12 protein-coding genes are annotated in these 17,203 nt (G+C 45.3%); 3 read left to right on the top strand and 9 right to left on the bottom strand.

Annotated elements, in window-relative coordinates; translation table 11 throughout:
* Positions 1-119 precede the first annotated feature (119 nt).
* Both T426_RS22545 and T426_RS22550 read left to right on the top strand, forming a co-directional pair.
* Positions 120-3,398, top strand: a complete 3,279-nt coding sequence (locus tag T426_RS22545; RefSeq protein ID WP_051568922.1) for an efflux RND transporter permease subunit — start codon at positions 120-122, stop codon at positions 3,396-3,398.
* Positions 3,399-3,423: 25 nt separating this feature from the next.
* Positions 3,424-4,752, top strand: coding sequence for a TolC family protein (locus T426_RS22550; RefSeq protein ID WP_025863017.1), 1,329 nt, complete (start codon positions 3,424-3,426; stop codon positions 4,750-4,752).
* A gap of 92 nt (positions 4,753-4,844) precedes the next feature.
* Here T426_RS22550 and T426_RS0102860 read toward each other — a convergent pair whose 3' ends face one another.
* The 3 genes from T426_RS0102860 to T426_RS22555 all read right to left on the bottom strand — a co-directional run bounded on the left by T426_RS0102860 (position 4,845) and on the right by T426_RS22555 (position 7,498).
* The gene (locus tag T426_RS0102860) at positions 4,845-5,072 is read right to left on the bottom strand and encodes an OST-HTH/LOTUS domain-containing protein (protein WP_025863018.1); all 228 of its coding nucleotides are present in this window, start codon (positions 5,070-5,072) and stop codon (positions 4,845-4,847) included.
* A 112-nt stretch (positions 5,073-5,184) separates the two neighbouring features.
* Complete coding sequence (locus tag T426_RS0102865; protein ID WP_025863019.1) at positions 5,185-5,874, bottom strand: response regulator transcription factor; 690 nt, start codon at positions 5,872-5,874, stop codon at positions 5,185-5,187.
* The gene (locus T426_RS22555; protein ID WP_025863020.1) at positions 5,867-7,498 is read right to left on the bottom strand and encodes a sensor histidine kinase; all 1,632 of its coding nucleotides are present in this window, start codon (positions 7,496-7,498) and stop codon (positions 5,867-5,869) included. Before T426_RS22555 ends, T426_RS0102865 begins: the two co-directional genes overlap by 8 nt.
* A 154-nt stretch (positions 7,499-7,652) precedes the next feature.
* Here T426_RS22555 and T426_RS0102875 point away from each other — a divergent pair, with 154 nt between their 5' ends.
* Positions 7,653-8,381, top strand: a complete 729-nt coding sequence (locus T426_RS0102875) for a hypothetical protein (RefSeq protein ID WP_025863021.1) — start codon at positions 7,653-7,655, stop codon at positions 8,379-8,381.
* A gap of 90 nt (positions 8,382-8,471) precedes the next feature.
* Here the strand turns inward: T426_RS0102875 and T426_RS0102880 are convergent, their stop codons facing one another.
* From T426_RS0102880 to T426_RS0102905, 6 genes are all read right to left on the bottom strand, one after another.
* The gene (locus T426_RS0102880; RefSeq protein ID WP_027585248.1) at positions 8,472-9,965 is read right to left on the bottom strand and encodes a Gfo/Idh/MocA family protein; all 1,494 of its coding nucleotides are present in this window, start codon (positions 9,963-9,965) and stop codon (positions 8,472-8,474) included.
* A 153-nt stretch (positions 9,966-10,118) separates the two neighbouring features.
* On the bottom strand, positions 10,119-11,612 hold the full coding sequence (locus T426_RS0102885; RefSeq protein ID WP_025863022.1) for a Gfo/Idh/MocA family protein: 1,494 nt from the start codon (positions 11,610-11,612) through the stop codon (positions 10,119-10,121).
* Between the two features lie 276 nt (positions 11,613-11,888).
* Positions 11,889-14,360: a TonB-dependent receptor gene (locus T426_RS0102890; RefSeq protein ID WP_025863023.1), complete on the bottom strand. Its 2,472-nt coding sequence runs from the start codon at positions 14,358-14,360 to the stop codon at positions 11,889-11,891.
* Between the two features lie 182 nt (positions 14,361-14,542).
* A complete protein-coding gene (locus T426_RS25680; protein WP_148303659.1) occupies positions 14,543-14,737 on the bottom strand; it encodes a hypothetical protein in 195 nt (64 codons plus the stop codon).
* A 54-nt stretch (positions 14,738-14,791) separates the two neighbouring features.
* Entirely contained in the window at positions 14,792-15,349 is a 558-nt protein-coding gene (locus tag T426_RS22560) for a YdeI/OmpD-associated family protein (RefSeq protein WP_025863025.1), read from the bottom strand.
* 65 nt (positions 15,350-15,414) lie between these two features.
* Positions 15,415-17,202 (bottom strand): MFS transporter, encoded by a 1,788-nt coding sequence (locus T426_RS0102905; RefSeq protein ID WP_027585249.1) that lies wholly within the window; start codon positions 17,200-17,202, stop codon positions 15,415-15,417.
* Between the last annotated feature and the right edge of the window lies 1 nt (position 17,203).

Here is a 17,203-nt window from a genome sequence, read left to right on the forward strand (position 1 = left end):
TACTGAAATCGGTATAACTAAACCTGCTATTCATTGAAACGAGCCAACCGGAAATCCATCAGGCATTTTCACAATTGCCCAAGGCGAGTTTCATGTGAGCCTAATTAACTTGTAAGCACATGAAAAAACTTGTATCACAATTTGTCAAGTTTCCGTTTTATGCCAATCTGATTATAGCGTCACTTCTTTTAGCCGGTGGTGTTAGTATCATGACCATGAAGAAGTCTTTCTTCCCCGAAGTGAAGTCTCGATATATTTATGTTACAGTATTTTATCCCGGAGCTTCGCCGCTGGAAATGGAAGAGGGTGTAACTACCCGTATTGAGGAGGCCATCAGGGGAATTGTTGGTATTAAGGAAACAACTTCTACCTCGTCGGAAAATATGACCAATGTGCGTATTGAAACGACAGGGGAATATGATATCGATGAAACGTTGATGGAGGTGAAAAACGCTGTAGACGGTATTTCATCTTTTCCAACGGCGGCTGAGCGTCCCATTGTTTATAAACAGCGGACCACCAGTATGGCCCTGTTTATGTCCCTTTCGGGCGATGTCGATTTAATGACTCTAAAGGAATACGGGCAACGGGTGGAGGAAGATTTTCTGAACTCGGGTATTATCAGTCAGGTTTCGCTTGCCGGATATCCTTCACCGGAGATCTCTGTGGAGGTGGATGAGGAGAACCTTGTGCGTTACGGCATTACCATCGACCAAATTATGCAAGCGATTTCGGCCAATAACCGTGATGTATCCGGAGGACAAATCCGTTCCGAAGACGAAGATATTCTGATTCGGTTACGTTCGCGAAGTGCCGACCCTGATAAAATCGGGGATATTATTTTACGGGGAACAGCGGACGGAGGTTATATCCGTATTCGCGATGTGGCTAATGTGAAAAAACAATTTGCCGATGTTCCACGACGCTCATTTAAGAAAGGAAAACCGGTTGTTTCGCTACGGGTCAGTAAACTGAATTCAGAAGACCTTGAGGAGATTACGGCATATTGTGAGAATTATGCCAAAAGTTTCAATGCCCAAAACAACGGCGTAGAAATGTCGGTCGAGTTTTCCTTTCTGGATCTGCTCATGAGCCGTTTGGACCTTTTGCTTTTTAACGGGATGACCGGACTGATTATGGTGATCATTTCGCTCGCTTTGTTTCTCAATTTCCGGTTGTCGTTGTGGGTAGCCTGGGGAATTCCTTCTTCCTTCCTGGCGATGTTTATCGTCGCCAATCAAATTGGTATAACGTTGAATATGATTTCCCTTTTCGGGATGATCCTGGTTATCGGTATTCTGGTGGACGATGGAATTGTGATTGGAGAGAATATCTATCAGCATTTCGAACGGGGGAAGTCTCCCATGAGAGCAGCTGTTGATGGAACGATGGAAGTTGTGCCTGCGGTAGTAACTTCGGTATCCACTACCATTGTGGCATTTATGCCGCTCCTTTTCTTGAAAAATCAGATGGAGCGGATGCGGGAGATGGCCATAATCGTTATATTGAGTCTTTTATTCTCATTATTCGAGGCATTTTTCGTCTTACCAGCACACCTTTCCAATCCCCGGGTTTTAAACCCCAGAGCAATTAAGAACGAAAGCCGTGGTCTTAAGAAATATCTGGAAAATGCGATTCGCTGGCTACGCGATAGATTATACCAGCGGGCATTGAAATGGATTTTGCATTATCGGTACCTCATGTTGGGCTTACCCATTGCCTTTTTTATGATTACCATGGGGTTACTTGGTTCAGGAAAAATCAGGACTACCATTTTTCCATCCATGGAGTTCGATAGTTTCGAGATAAATATCGCGTTTACACCGGGTTCGGGTGAAAGACAAACGATGGCCTATTTAAATAAGTTTGAAAAAGCTGTGTGGGAAGTCAACGCTGACATGATAAAAGAATACCCTCATGCTTTTGATGATATCAAACCGACCTTGTGGAGTAAACTGACAGGAAACAAAATTGATACAGCTCATACTTTTATCGATCATACCTTCGTCAATCTGGGCTCAGCATTCGACGGGTTGGAAAGTGGCTCACATGCCGGCCAGGTATCGGTGTTCCCGAGGAACCTGGAAGGTACCGGAATCAGTTCCTATGAAATTATTAACCGTGTCCGGGATAAAATAGGGAAGGTTCCTGAAGCAGAGAAGCTGACCGTCGCCGGAAGGGTTATGTTCGGAAAACCGGTTTCGCTGTCCTTGCTTGGAAGGAACATTGAAGAGCTGGGCCAAGCCCGCGATTTCATGTTCAAGAAGCTGGGTGATATGCCACAGCTCAAGGATATTGTTGATAACAATGCCATGGGAAAACAGGAGATACAGCTGAAATTGAAGCCAAAAGCTTATTTGCTGGGTCTAAACGAGGCGACGATTGCTAACCAGGTTCGTCAGGGATTTTATGGTGGCCAGGCGCAACGGCTTCAGGAAGGCCGTGATGAATTGCGTGTTTGGGTGCGTTTCCCCAGAAAAGACAGAGAGACGATTGGACAATTGGAAAACATGAAGATCATGACCTCTCAGGGGGAATATCCGTTGAATGAACTGGCTACTTATAAATTGGAAAGGGGACCGGTTGCTATCAAACGCTACAACGGCATGCGTGAAATTCGTGTCGAAGCGGATGTGGTAGATCGCAATGCATCGGTAACTGATGTTCTGAATCAGGTGGAAACCGAGGTTCTTCCAGAGCTGCAGGTAAAGTTCCCGGGTGTGAGAATGGTTGCACAGGGACAGCAACGCGAAGGACGAGAGGCGATGCAGGTCATCTTCCTCTATTACGGAATCGCCTTTTTCATTATTGTCATGATTCTGATGATTCACTTTAAGTCTTTCGAACAACCGATTCTGGTCTTGGCGATGATTCCGATGTCGCTGCTCGGTGCAGTTTGGGGACATGGAATTGTCGGAAAGCCGGTTTCCATGTTATCCATGTGGGGAATGGTTGCCTTGTCCGGAGTCATCATCAACGATGCGGTCGTATTTCTTTCGAGGTATAACGATTTGTTGTTGCAAAAACTTCCCGTTAAGGAAGCCATAATTGAGGCTGGTAAATCAAGATTGCGTCCCATCTTACTGACGACGATTACCACCACGGTGGGGTTGTATCCGCTGATTCTCGAGAAGAGTTTCCAGGCTCAGTTCCTGATTCCTATGGCTATTTCTCTGGCTTATGGTGTTGCGATTGGAACATTCTTTATTCTGATTTTCTTTCCGGCTTTAATTCTCGTTTTGAACGATATCCGGGTAGCTCGCTATCATTTATGGAATGGTGTGAAACCCGAACGTGAAGAAGTGGAAATTGCCATCATTCACAGTTTGCGGCGTATTGATGGGGAAGACGGAGAACCCGAAGTAAATAAAGTGGTCAGCGATCTCGATTTGGAGTAATCATTAATTAGTTTGAGGTATTATCATGAAGATTATCTTACATAAATACATGGTCGTTTTACTGATTATGCTCCTGCTTCCGCAACTATTGCCGGCACAGGATTCATTGAGCCTGACCAGCGCCATCCAGATTGCATTGGAGAAGAACTACGATATCCGTTTGGTGAAAGGAGACCAGCAGATTGCAGCATTGCGCAATCGCTGGGGAACCGCCGGACGATATCCGACCGTTAGTTTAAGTGCGAATTCCATCAATAAGAAGGATAATAACGAGCAGGACGATTATACACAAAATATGCTCAGTGGGGGTGTTTCGCTCAATTGGGTTCTTTTCAATGGATTCACGGTCAATATTTCCAAAGCACGATTGGGTGATTTGGAACAGTTGTCGGCCGGAAATACAGCTGTTGTGGTCGAAGGCACCATTCAGTCGGTTATTTTAGGATATTACAGAGTTCTGTTGGCCCGTAACCAGTTGAATGTGCTGAAAAGTGTGATGCAGCTTTCGGAGGACCGGTATACTTATGAGAAAACGAAGCAGGAAATAGGTAGTTCGGTCACTTTCGATGTATTGCAGGCGCAAAACGCGTACCTGGTCGATAAGGCCAATTACATGAGCCAGGAAGTAGCATATCGCAGCGCTTTACGCGATTTAAATTACCTGATGGGGCTGGAAGCGCAGAAAAGCTGGGAACTGACGGATGAGTTTGAACCAGCAACAAAAGCCTACAAACTGGGCGATTTGGAGGAAAAAATGGTGAGTGACAACAGTACCCTGAAGAACCAGTTTTTGAATCAACGATTGCTGGAACACGAAGTGTCGTTTTCCAAAGCAGGTTATTTTCCGAAGTTATCACTCAACAGCGGAATTGAGGGAACACATAACCGCATGAATTACAATACGCGGGGAGAAGTTACTTCTGATTCATGGAACTATTATGGAAACCTGACGCTGAGTTACAACCTGTATAGCGGCGGTGTGCGTCACCGGGCATTGCAGATTGCCAAAATCAACCAGGATTTGGGGCAGATTGATATTGAGTCGCTCAAGCATACGCTGGAAAATCAGTTGCTCAATTTGTATGAATACTACAATGTCCGGAATGAGTTGATGATTGTTGCGAATGAAGCGCTTGACGCGGCGAAACTGAATATGCAGATTGCCGGAGAAAAATTCCGTAACGGAGCCATCAATTCATTTAACTATCGTGATGTGCAGTTGATTTATGCAAATGCGGCATTGCGTCAGTTGCAGGCCATCTACAATCTGATTGAATCAAATGTATCGTTGATGCGGATCACCGGTGGTATCATCTCGGAATACGATGAATCAGAAGGAACACAAGCAAATTGATTTTGTTGCTGAGTTGGTTTTTTGAAAAAAATGCCACAAATAAAATGGAAGAGAAAAACAAACCCGGCTGACGTCAGTCGGGTTTGCTTTTTTTACGTTTGATTTATCAGCCTGGCATAAGCCACAGGTGGTTGCCGGCTTTCATCAATACGGGTTTCAACTAATTCGGGGAACCGGGAAATGAACTTGGACAATTTGCCATACTTAATGCCTTTCTCCCTCAGTGCTCCTCCGATTTCTGCCAAATTTGCCCAACCATCTTCGTTTGTGCAGGCAGTTATGGCTTCTGTTAAAGCTTTTTCGTTTTCGGCGTTTTCCATGTTTTATGATATTAAATCCGACTAATTACACGTAACGTGACGAATGATTAATATTGATAGAATAGCATAAAACGCTGGAATAAAGGTAATGTATTTTTAGAAAAAGAAATCCCTATTCATCCGTTATTATAAACCCACTTCCGTGAATGTTTTTGATCTCGATGGCCGGATCATCTTTTAGGTATTTCCTTAGTTTTGTTATGAATACATCCATACTTCGTGTAGTGAAATATCCATCTTCGCCCCAAATTCGTTTTAGCGCCACCTCTCTTGGCAGAAGCTGATTTTTGTGTTCGCAAAGCAGATGCAACAAAGCTGCTTCCTTGGGCGATAGCTGGCGAATATCTCCATTGAGTTCGATCGTTCTTAAATGCGGATCGAAAAGGTACCGGCCAACAGCTAACACCTGCTCCGGATCGGTCATTCGATCGGTTCCCCTTTTCAATATTGCCTCTATTTTACAAAGCAACACTTCCGTGTCGAAGGGTTTGGTAATGTAATCGTCCGCGCCGATTTTATATCCGTTGAGGATGTCTTCCTTAAGAGCCTTGGCAGTCAAATATATCATGGGCACTTTTGGAGAAATGGTTCGTATTTCCTTGCCAATGGAAAACCCATCGACGTTGGGCAGCATCACATCGAGAATACAGAGCTGATAGTCGCCGCTGTGAAATTTCTCGACGGCGTACTTGCCATCATCTACCCAGGTTATTTCATAGTTGTTGATTTCCAGGTAGGATTTCAGAACGGCTCCAAAACTCAAATCATCTTCGACAAAAAATATGCGTTTTTTCTCATCCATTTTCCAGCGTATAAGGAATGAAAATTACGAAGCGGCTGCCTTTGCCAGCTTCGCTTTGAACAGTAATGGTACCCTTGTTGGCATCGATAACGCCTTTTACATAGCTCAGTCCCAGTCCGAATCCTTTGGTGTTGTGAATATTTCCGGTTGGTTGCCGGTAAAAGCGTTCGAATATTTTCGCCTGAACGGCCCGGGTCATCCCAATGCCATGGTCCTCCACCGTAATGGAAATCCCTTTGCTGACAGAGGACGTTCGCAAAATAATCTCCGGCTTATCTGATGAATATTTTACCGCGTTGTCCAGCAGGTTGTATATAACATTGGTAAAATGAGTTGCATCCGTCATGACTACCGGATTGGATGCTTCGAGATACGTTTCAATCTTTCCTTTCCTTTTTTCAATTTGCAGGGAAATGCTCTGGATCGCTTTCTCAATCAGCTCGTGTGCATTAACTGCTTCGAAGTGATAGTCGCCGTTGTTCCGGTCCATACGGGCAATCTGGAGAATCTTTTCCACCTGCGAATTCATCCGGTGGTTCTCTTTCTTGATCATTCCGGCGAAATAGCGCACCTTTTCTGCTTCCGAGATGACTTTATCGTTGACGATGGAATCGGCTGCTACACCAATCGTAGCAATAGGTGTTTTGAACTCGTGTGTCATGTTGTTGATGAAGTCCGATTTCATCTCCGAAATCTTCTTCTGACGCAGAATGAACAAGATGCTTAATGTAAAGGTCAGTAATATGATTACGGTGAAGAGTAGCGACAAGCCCATCAACCAAAACATATTACGTCCAACGAAAGAGTCTTTATCAGGAAAAAATACGGTTAGTTTCAGATTCTGACGGAAAACATCATAAGGGAACAACCCGGTCTGGTAAGTCTGCATCTTTTCAGGAATGACATTTTCGGGTAAATCGCCACCAATTGCGCTGTCGTTGGCCATCACCAGAAAATGAAAGTCGATAGGAATATCTTTTCGCTCAAATTCCTCTTTCAGCACATGGTGAATCTGTTTCATGTTCAGTTCGCGACCTGCATGCCAGTCCTTAATTTCAACAACCATTTGTTTGGCAAGGTTTTTTAACTGTTTAGCCTTGTTCTCAATTCGTTTTTCAAACTCGGGACGAAATACCATTGAGTCTCTTACGATAATTCTTGCCAGGTTGCTGTCCTGTATACTTTTTTCTATTTTTTTTTGCGTATAAAATTGGATTAAGCTGTCGTTTGCATGGGTTTGGTGTAATGTTATAACTGAATCGTGCTTTGAGGTGAATACGCGTATTTCATTCTCAATTTTATCAACCCTGGGATTAATCTTAATCTGGTAACTGCTTGTGCTCTTGCTGTGAGTCCTGGCTTTTGACGGTGAGGAAGGCGGTGGAACAGGAGGATTAGGAGTCCAGTGTAATGAATCATTAAAGAAGTATTGGTTCACGATCGGGTAATCCTGCATCGTTTGTAAACGCTTCGATGCACTGGTCAAGGCTTCATTCACCGAACGATCGAAAAGTTCATTCCGAACCCGTGCTGCACTATGAAACCAGTAATACTGTACGGCGACAATTCCCAGCAGGGAAATTCCCATTAAAACTACCAAACCAATAAATCGCTTCTTGTTCATAATTGTAAAGATAGTCAATATCTGCAGCCGAAATTTGGCTTTAACTTTTCCTTAACTGTTTTTCACGAGGTATTAACTGGCTATTCATCAGTCTGTTCGTAATTTTGACTGTGAAAGATAGTTCGAAATGTGACAATCACTAAAACCCATTAATATGAAAAGGAAATTGATGTTTTTACCTACAGGAGCAGCCATGGTTTTGATTCTTTCTGCGTTCACTTTCAGCGGGTCTGCTCCAATGCCGGAAGAAGCATTTCTGCCTCAGAAGAAAGAGGTTTCCCGTCATGTAACCATCAAGGTGGACGAAAACGGGAAAACGGCTAAGCTTGATACGGTTTTCACCGGAAAGTCGGATGAAGAAATCCAAAAGGAGGTTGAAAAATTCATGCAAAAGCATGATGTGGCACAAAAGGAATTCAAGGTGCAGATGAAATTTTTTGCCGATTCGATGAAGAACACATTCGCAAATCTGGATTCCCTGCATAAAGAGATGATTATCATGAAGGCTAAAATGCCCAAATCGCACATTCGCGTGTTTCATGAAAAAGCATTGGGTGATTCATTGCGCGAATACCGGATAGAAGTAGTAGAAGGCGATTCGATGAAAGTAATTGTACATAAGGGAAAAAGTGATAATGATGTCATTGTCTGGAATGGGGAAATAAGCATTCCGCCGGTTCCCAAAATCCCGCCTATGCCGCCGAAAGTGATGATGCATGGTTTTCATTTCGACCGGTATTCCTTCGATTCAAGCGATAAGAATGTCATTTCTTACCAGCGGAAAAAGCTGAGTAACGGACAGGAGAAGATTACCATTATCCGCAAAGTTCCGAAGGATGAGAAAGTGCAGGAATTTGAATTTCAATCGAAAGAAACTAAGTAGTAGTAATAGCCAGATTGCCTAAAACGAGAAAGGGGTAACCATATTGGTCACCCCTTTCCTTTCCATAACCTATAAATCAATCAATGCAGATTAAGCCGGCATATCTGGTAAAGTAAAACCTTCACGATAAGTATGCTTAATCAATTCATTGGAAAATGCTTTAGCATTCATCGGATCGGTCCAGACTTTATTAAATGTCGGGTCGCCATCCTTAATCGAGAAAGCATCTTCGACACAAATCCGGAGATTTTCGTCATCCGTAATATTGGTGAACTGCATGTTGGCACCATCCCATTCCAGTTCCTTGTTTAGTCCCTGCAAGCGAACGGCAAGTACACCCATCACAACCATTTCGTTGAATGGTCCTGCTTCGCTGAACGGTGAGGCCGGTTGAACCCGGTTTTCGGGACTTTCCTTGCAGGCCCGAATCCAATCCTGTTCGTGACCACCTTGCATGGCATTTTCAACCCTGCGAAGCGTTTTTGGAACATTCGGAGTTCTTCCTGAAAGCAACCACGGGTCTTTTCCGTAACAACCACAAATCAGCTTGTCTTTGGTTCCGTGGAAAATCACACCGCCACCGGCATCATTCATGTTCTTGCCTGCTGGCCAGCCTTCTGGTTTTTTGGGCTGAAGACCTCCGTCGTACCAGGTAACGTCTACTTCCGGGAGATTCATTTTTACACCCTTTTGTTTTTCCCTTTCGGGGAATGTCAGGTTGACCATTTGCGCATTCGGCGCGCAATCAGTTAACAACAGTGTGGAACTTCCCTGTGCTTTTGTCGGATATCCGAGTTTCAGCCCCATAAATACCGGGTGCAAAACATGACAGGCCATATCGCCTAATGCACCTGTTCCGAAATCCCACCATCCACGCCAGTTCCATGGCGTGTAAATCGGATTATATTCCCGGAAGGCAGCCGGCCCGATAAAAAGATCCCAGTCCAGTGTATCCGGAACAGGCATTACCTCTTTGGGACGGTTCAGGCCTTGTGGCCAAATCGGACGATCCGTGAAAGCTTCGACTTTGGTAATATCACCAATTTCTCCGTTCCACATCCATTCGCAGGCCTGGCGAACGCCTTCGCCTGATGAGCCCTGGTTTCCCATTTGGGTAGCCACCTGGTATTTATCGGCCAGTTTGGTCAGCAACCGTGATTCATATACGGAGTGTGTCAACGGCTTCTGCACATAAACGTGTTTGCCTAGCGTCATGGCATGAGCAGCAGCGGCAGCATGTGAATGGTCGGCAGTGGCAACCAGAACAGCATCGAACTGATCGCCCATTTCATCGTACATCTTGCGCCAGTCTTTGTACTTTTTAGCGTTAGGATAGTGCTCGAAAACACGTTTGCTGTAACCCCAATCGACATCACAAAGAGCTACAATATTCTCGGTTTCCATATTTTTCAGGTTGGCAAACCCCATTCCGCCAATTCCTACAGCAGCAATGTTCAGTTTATCGCTTGGTGCTTTGTGACCAAGTCCAGCGATGGTGTTCGAGGGAAGGATGGTAATCCCTGCAGCAGCTGCAGCGGATGTTCCCAGAAATCTCCGACGGGAGACATTATTCTTTCGATCCATAAATCTGGTTAATTAATTGGTTATAAATAGGATTTCTAAATTTATTTTTATTTACCCGTATCTACAAAGATTTTATATTGTATTTGATACAAAAAAGAGCGGCTGCCTCATTTTTGAGACAACCGCTTCTATAAAAATGGATCTATTGCTTATTTAAATTTGTTGCCAACCTTCGCGATAATGGTGGCGAATCCACTCTTCTGCCGCTTTTTTGGCATTCATGGTGTCGTACTTGGTGTCAAATTTCGGATCACCGTCTACTACCTCAAACTTATCAGAGGTTACCACACGAATCTGATCGTTGTCGCCAATGTTCGTGAACTGCATGTTGGCGCCATCCCACAACAGGCGACGTTTCAGATCCTGCAAGCGAACCGCCAGTACCCCCATGACGACCATTTCGTTCAATGGACCGGAATAATCGAAATTAGAAGAAGCTTCCATGCGGTTGCTCTTGTCTTCCTTACAGGCACGAATCCAGTCTTGTTCATGACCACCTTCCATGGCTTTTGGGATACGACGCAGCGTTTCTGCCGGGCGTTTGAAGTCTTCCATTTTCGTTGTTGGAAGCAACTGCGGATTACGGGCGTAGGTACCGCACATAATTTTTCCTTTCGAACCAACAAAGATGACGCCTCCGCCCCAGTCACCCATCATTTCACCGTCAACCAGCTCTTCCGGACGTTCCGGGAGTAAACCACCGTCGTACCAGGTTACTTTTACTGCCGGCATAGCCACTTTGGGTAGATTATCCCTTTCGGGGAACCAATAGGTTACTTTTTGTGCTTCGGGAGCTGATTCAGTATTAATCTGAGTGGAACTACCTTCTACGGCAGTCGGATATTTCAGTTTGAGTGCTTTGAACACGGGATCGAGTATATGACAGGCCATATCGCCCAAGGCACCTGTTCCGAAATCCCACCATCCACGCCAGTTCCAAGGTGTGTAAATGGGGTTATACGGACGGTAAGCTGCCGGGCCGAGGAAGAGATCCCAATCGAGGGTTCTGGGTACGCGAACTTTTTCTGTGGGACGCTCAAGTCCTTGCGGCCAAATCGGACGGTTGGTCCATGCATGTACTTCTTTGATTTCGCCGATGGTTCCGGCCCAAATCCATTCGCAAATATCACGAATGCCGTCACCTGAGTTTCCCTGGTTTCCCATCTGGGTGGCAACGCCCATTTCGTTAGCTGTATTGGTCAGCAGGCGTGATTCGTATACAGAATGAGTCAGAGGCTTTTGAACATACACATGCTTACCCTGCTTCATAGCGGAATAGGCTGCCAGTGCGTGCACATGATCGGGTGTGGCTACCAATACAGCATCAATATCCTTCTGCTTGTCCAGTAACTCACGGAAATCCTTATAACGTACAGCATTGGGATAGTCGTTGAAGGTTTTGCCGGCATATTTCCAGTCAACATCGGCCAGCGCAACAATATTTTCCGTACTCATATTCTTCAGGTTGGTACGCCCCATTCCACCCACACCGATTCCGGCAATGTTCAGTTTGTCGCTGGGAGCTTTGTGCCCTAATCCGGCAATGGTATTACTTGGAAGAATGGTAAATCCTGCAGCGGCCGCTGCAGACGTGCCGAGAAAAGCACGTCGGGAAACGTTGCTTTGGTTCTTTTTAGCTTTGTTCATTTTAATTAGTTTTAGTATGAAGTCGGATATTGGTCTCTAAATATAATTTTTAATTCATGGATTTTCAAAAGTGGGAGCGTCCATGTTGTCCTAATTTAACAGGCTTTGCGTTGTTTTTGGAAGGAAGATGCGATGCTTGCCGAATGTTTGAAAGGATTTGCGGTCAGGCTTATTGTTGTTTAGACAGTTTCTAAATTTTTAGCGGCTTAAAATGAATAAAAGAAAAGGGCGCCTTTGAATAAGGATGCCCTTGGTGGAATATGTTTGTTTTACAATTTAGTATTCGCTACCCTGATCATCATCGGCAGGTGCTGAATTATTTCCATTGCGGGATTTGGACTTATAGTTATTAATAATGTAGCTCAGCGTTAGCTGAAATACCCGGGGTTCTCTTCTAAATTCAAAATCGGTTTTGAAGCCGTCGCCATACGACGTTCCGCTTCGCTTCATGGTACCGAAAATATCGCGGACCTGTAATGTGGCCGTTAGCTTTTTGTCGAACAGTTCCTGTTTCAGCGATGCATTGGCGAACATCATGCCTTTGTACTCGCCCTGGGCGGACACAGAGGGTCCCCTGTAAACCGACATCAACTGAAATCGGGTTGTCGGTGAAAACTTGACATCTGCGGTAAACCGGGAATTAAAGTTCGTACTGTTTCTATCAACACTCTCTCCGTTAATACTTCCCTCCAATTTGTAATAAAAAAGCGTACCGCTGGCAATCAGTCGCAACCACGGATAAAGTTCCAGGTTTGCCATCAATTCACTTCCGAGTGAATGGTCCCGATTGAGGTTCTCTCTGGTGTGATAGATGATCCCATCACTGCGCAATTCCTGGATTCGGGTTATCAGGTTGTTGGTCCGACGGTAGTATCCTTCCAGCGAGATAAATGACTTCTTTATGCGCTTCAATACCGACAATTCATATGAATCGGTGTATTCGGGCTCCAATGCTGGATTCCCCACACGAATGTTATAGGGGTCCATATAGGAAGGAAAGGGTTCGAGATCCCAGCCCCTTGGACGGCTGATACGACGACTATAGCTCGACTGAAGTTCAATATCACGTCCAAATTTTTGAGAAATATGAACGGATGGAAACCAATCAATTCGGTCAATGATATACGGGGCAGAAGAAGTTGTGTGGTCCATTCTGCGCTTGGTGTATTCCGCTCTTAATCCTGTTTGCCAGGAAAAAGAATTGGTGGAGTGCGACCAGATAGCATATAGGGCGTGAATATCGCGACTAAAATCGAATGCGCTGCTGAAATTGGGGTTGTTGACCCAGTTGCTGGATGTGTAATCAAAGTTTTCGAACAGATAGTCTTCCGACTCCCGGTTAATCCGTCCCTGATAGCCCGCTTCCAGTTTATTTTGATCATTTACCGGCAATGTATAATCCGAATTAATTCGGTACTCATTGTCATTCGACGATTCCACCGTCCGGATTTTATCAGGGTCTTGATCGATGGGATTACCGTTTGCATTGCTGGGGTAACGAATCTGATACTCGTTATCGGGACCTTTCCGGCCACTTGCATAAAATGTGGCAATAATCTGGTGCCCCTTTTTCGCAAAGTTATGACTGTATGTGAAGTCGGAACTCCAGTAATTCCCCTTTCGGGCCGATGTATTGTCTTCGTATATATATTCGTCTTTACCGAAATTATCGTAGGTGTGTTGCGTGGAAAGGCTGTTTCGCTGAAAAGTATATTCGCCCAAACGCCCACTTGCACTCAGGGTTGTGTTGTCAGAGATGCGGTAATCGATTCCGCCTCGTAAACCTTTCCCTTTTCTAACGCGATCCATGTTGCCAACTGTATTCAAGACGGTGGTGGTATCGCCGTTGTAAAATTCCTGATTGACTTTTCTTTCTCCGCTATAAACCATATCCTGAAAATCTCCTCCCAACAGCAATGTCAATTTGTTGCTGCGGTAGTTGAGCGTCAAATCTCCCCGGTTTTTATGCGTGTTACTTGTACTAAAATTGGCGACTCCTCCAAAGGAACCTTTGATGTGTTTTTTCATTACTACGTTGATGATTCCTGAGACTCCATCTGGATCATACTTTGCCGAAGGGTTAGTGATAACCTCGATGTTCGCAATATCGCTCGCCGGAATCTGTTTCAATGCATCGCTTCCTTCCAATACACTGGGTTTACCATCGATGAGTACTGTGAAATCGGAGCTTCCGCGAACCGAAACATTTCCTTCGATATCCACATCTACCGCTGGCGTATTGGCCAGGGCATCGACAGCCGAACCTCCGGCAGCACTGATTTCCTGACTAACATTTACCACACGCCGGTCCAGTTTAAATTCTACCCGGGCTTTGTCAGCAACCACATCTACACCTTTCAGTTCTTTTGTGGCGGGTTTTAGTTCCAGTGTCCCGATATTGGCTACCGAACGTGAACGGTTAATGTTGATTCCTGGTAAGGTATGTTTTTCAAATCCAATAAAGTTTGCCTGAAGATAGTATTTCCCTGGCGGGACATTTTTAATCTGGAATGAGCCGTCAGCTTCGGTCATGATGCCACCGACAATTGAGGAATCGCGGGTCGAATAGATAACTACGTTAGCATACTCCATAGGGGTACTGGTGCCTGCTTCGACAATTTTTCCCTTGACAATCCCCGGAGAGGCCACAGCTGATTTTCCTGCAATCCCTGGAGCCGGTGCTGGTTGTGCATATAATTGAAAGGTTAACCCTGAAATTAACAAACCGATGAGTAATATTTTTTTCATAGAATATCGTCTTCCTGTAAGTGTAATTTGCATCATGTCATCCTTGGATGACGAAAAGGATGATTGGTTTAATCGGGAAATGAGAAAAAGGGATAATATTATCCGAAACGCACGAGGGCGTTATTGTATGGAAAACAGGAATATTGAAGATAATGAAAAGGGACGCGGTTTGAATAATGGGTTTAGTCTCGGAAGCGACGCTCACGATTAATCAAATATAGTCCGTGATCAGAGAAGAAGAGGGCAACAAAAAGCAGGGTTGCAATCATGGCTTTGCTGAGGTGTATTCTTTCGAGGCAAACAGATAAAAACAATAATGCTGCTACTAATGCGAGCAGCATCAGGAAGTATCCTGCTATGTAGAGAAAGACACGCATCGGGGTTACGTTTAATCGTTTTATCCAATTTACGAAAAACGCGTCACAGAAGATTCATTTCATTCCCAGTTTTTTACCTTTTGTTAGCAAGTTAATTGCTTCGGTTGCTCTTTTTTGCCGTGTAGTGCTTTGCTTCCCGGAAGCAATCCAACGGATGTAAAGGTCTTTTTGCTTGCCTGTCAACTGTTCAAAATGCTTCAGGGCAATGGCATTTTCTGAAAGCGCCTCCCGAAATTCAGCGCTCATTTCTGTGTTTAATTCCTGCATTGGAATTTCCCCTTTCATTACGTTCTCAGGAATAACAGCGATACCTGCCGGTTCTAGCCGTTTTGCTGATTTGAGTAACTGAATTCGCTTGATATTGGTTACCGACCATTGACTATCCGGCTTTCTTGGCGTGAATTTCCGGGCATAGCGATCGTCATCTAATCGTTTAATCAAGCTGTCAATCCAACCCCAGCAAAGTGCCTCCTGAACGGAATCTTCGTAAGAGACGGAACGCTTGCCGGTATGTTTCTTATGGTATATCAGCCAGACTTCTTTTTCATCAGCATGGTTGTCCTTTAGCCATTGCCTCCATTCTGCGAGGGTTGTCGGTGCTGTTGTTTTCATTTCTTCCCGGTTTGGGGAATAAAGTTAGGACAAAAAAATCCCCGCCGGAAAGCGGGGACTTGTTTTTATGCTTTTGTCTTAGTTCCGAACTTCGGGTCGATTTTTAGCAGCGATATGAGGATGAAACCTGGAATGGTACAGAGCATGACCCAAACAAAGAAATGCTGATAGCCGATAGTTTCCTGTATCCAGCCGCTCACCATGCCGGGCAACATCATACCTAAGGCCATGAAACCGGTACATAATGCGTAATGTGCGGTTTTGTACTTACCGTCCGAGATGTAGATCATGTAGAGCATATATGCTGTGAATCCGAAGCCGTAACCAAACTGCTCAATGCCGACCGAAGCAACGACGGGCATCATGGTTCCCGGTTGGATGTAGGCCAGATAAACATACACCAGGTTGGGCAGGTTCATGGCTACAGCCATCCACCAGATGGTTTTCTTCAGTCCCCATTTGGCCGCTACAAATCCACCAAGGATGCCACCGATCGTTAGCGAGATCATGCCAATGGTTCCATATATCAGACCAATGTCGCCGGTGGTTAGCGCCAGTCCTCCGGAGGCACGACTGTCGAGCATGAAAGGTGCGGCCAGTTTTACGAGCTGCGACTCCCCCAACCGAAACAGCAACAGGAATGCCAGTCCGGCGCCAATGTTTTTCTTGCGGAAGAAGGAGGCAAAAGTTTCAATCACCTCTCGCATCACGCGTGCCAGCGATGTTGTTTCATGATTGTCGACATCTTCAGCCGGGCGCGGTAAAATAAAACGGTGCCACACGAAGAAGAGAATAAACAGGCCGCCCAGCACCATGAAGGTCAGGCTCCAGGCCAACGGGATATTTCCGGCACGGCCGGAGAATGTCGCTTCAGCTTTCCTGGTTAGTTTCGGGTCAATCTGCACGATGGCGAATGCCGGTTCGTTCCAGTTCTTGTCCGTAAAAACAAAGCGGGTTCCTTCTTTTAGATGGAAGCTTTTGTCGCCTTTGTCCATTCCAAAATTGAGAACGACTTCTTTATTGTCTTCGGGCTTTTTGTTCAACCGGTAAGCAACCAAGGCGTACCCGGACGTTTTTCCGTTAGCAACATCCGGTGTTCCGTTCAGCGAATTCTCTTCGGTATAGAAACCATGATTGATGTTCCATTCTTTCACTTTCGTGAAGAGGCTGTCAGCCTTTTCCCTGGCAACCGGTGCAGTACCGATTTGAATATTTTGTGATGAAGGCACTAAAACGTAGTCAGTGCTTTTTGTTGCCGGGAAAGAAACATCCTGTGGATTGAACTGAATGGTGGTCTCTTGTCCGGGTACGGAATGAAAGGCGATTTTTGTTTCCGGCAGACCGGTGGTGGTTTCGAGGTAACCAGCCAGAATCACCAACAACCCTTGCCCGGTGAGCATGGCAAAGCGATAAAAGGTGTTGCGAATGCCCACAAAATAGGTTTGTTCGTATTGGTTGAGGCCCATCATGTAAAAACCGTCGGCGGCAATATCGTGTGTGGCCGAGCTGAAGGCGACCAGCCAAAGAAATGCCAGCGAGTACCGGAAGAAGTTGGGCATGGGAATGGTCAATGCTACGCCGGCCAGCCCGGCACCCACCAATAGCTGCATGATAACAATCCACCAACGCTTGGTGCGCAACACGTCAACCACCGGGCTCCACAACGGCTTGATGACCCACGGCAGATAAAGCCAGCTGGTATATAAAGCGATGTCGGTGTTTGAAATTCCCAGCCGCTTGTACATGATCACCGAAACAGTCATCACAATAACGTAGGGAAGCCCTTCTGCAAAGTAGAGTGTGGGAATCCACGCCCACGGATTTCTTTTGGTTGGTTTTGCGGATTGTCGCATG

Origin of the sequence: Prolixibacter bellariivorans ATCC BAA-1284, assembly GCF_000621705.1 — a bacterium.
Lineage (GTDB): Bacteria > Bacteroidota > Bacteroidia > Bacteroidales > Prolixibacteraceae > Prolixibacter > Prolixibacter bellariivorans.

Bases quoted from the DNA above. Each gene is read 5' to 3' on its own strand.
- T426_RS0102875 (WP_025863021.1), top strand. From the start codon at position 7,653: ATGAAAAGGAAATTGATGTTTTTACCTACAGGAGCAGCCATGGTTTTG.
- T426_RS0102905 (WP_027585249.1), bottom strand. From the start codon at position 17,202: ATGCGACAATCCGCAAAACCAACCAAAAGAAATCCGTGGGCGTGGATT.
- T426_RS0102885 (WP_025863022.1), bottom strand. From the start codon at position 11,612: ATGAACAAAGCTAAAAAGAACCAAAGCAACGTTTCCCGACGTGCTTTT.
- T426_RS0102860 (WP_025863018.1), bottom strand. From the start codon at position 5,072: ATGGAAAACGCCGAAAACGAAAAAGCTTTAACAGAAGCCATAACTGCC.
- T426_RS22555 (WP_025863020.1), bottom strand. From the start codon at position 7,498: ATGAACAAGAAGCGATTTATTGGTTTGGTAGTTTTAATGGGAATTTCC.
- T426_RS0102890 (WP_025863023.1), bottom strand. From the start codon at position 14,360: ATGAAAAAAATATTACTCATCGGTTTGTTAATTTCAGGGTTAACCTTT.
- T426_RS22560 (WP_025863025.1), bottom strand. From the start codon at position 15,349: ATGAAAACAACAGCACCGACAACCCTCGCAGAATGGAGGCAATGGCTA.
- T426_RS25680 (WP_148303659.1), bottom strand. From the start codon at position 14,737: ATGCGTGTCTTTCTCTACATAGCAGGATACTTCCTGATGCTGCTCGCA.
- T426_RS22550 (WP_025863017.1), top strand. From the start codon at position 3,424: ATGAAGATTATCTTACATAAATACATGGTCGTTTTACTGATTATGCTC.
- T426_RS22545 (WP_051568922.1), top strand. From the start codon at position 120: ATGAAAAAACTTGTATCACAATTTGTCAAGTTTCCGTTTTATGCCAAT.
- T426_RS0102880 (WP_027585248.1), bottom strand. From the start codon at position 9,965: ATGGATCGAAAGAATAATGTCTCCCGTCGGAGATTTCTGGGAACATCC.
- T426_RS0102865 (WP_025863019.1), bottom strand. From the start codon at position 5,874: ATGGATGAGAAAAAACGCATATTTTTTGTCGAAGATGATTTGAGTTTT.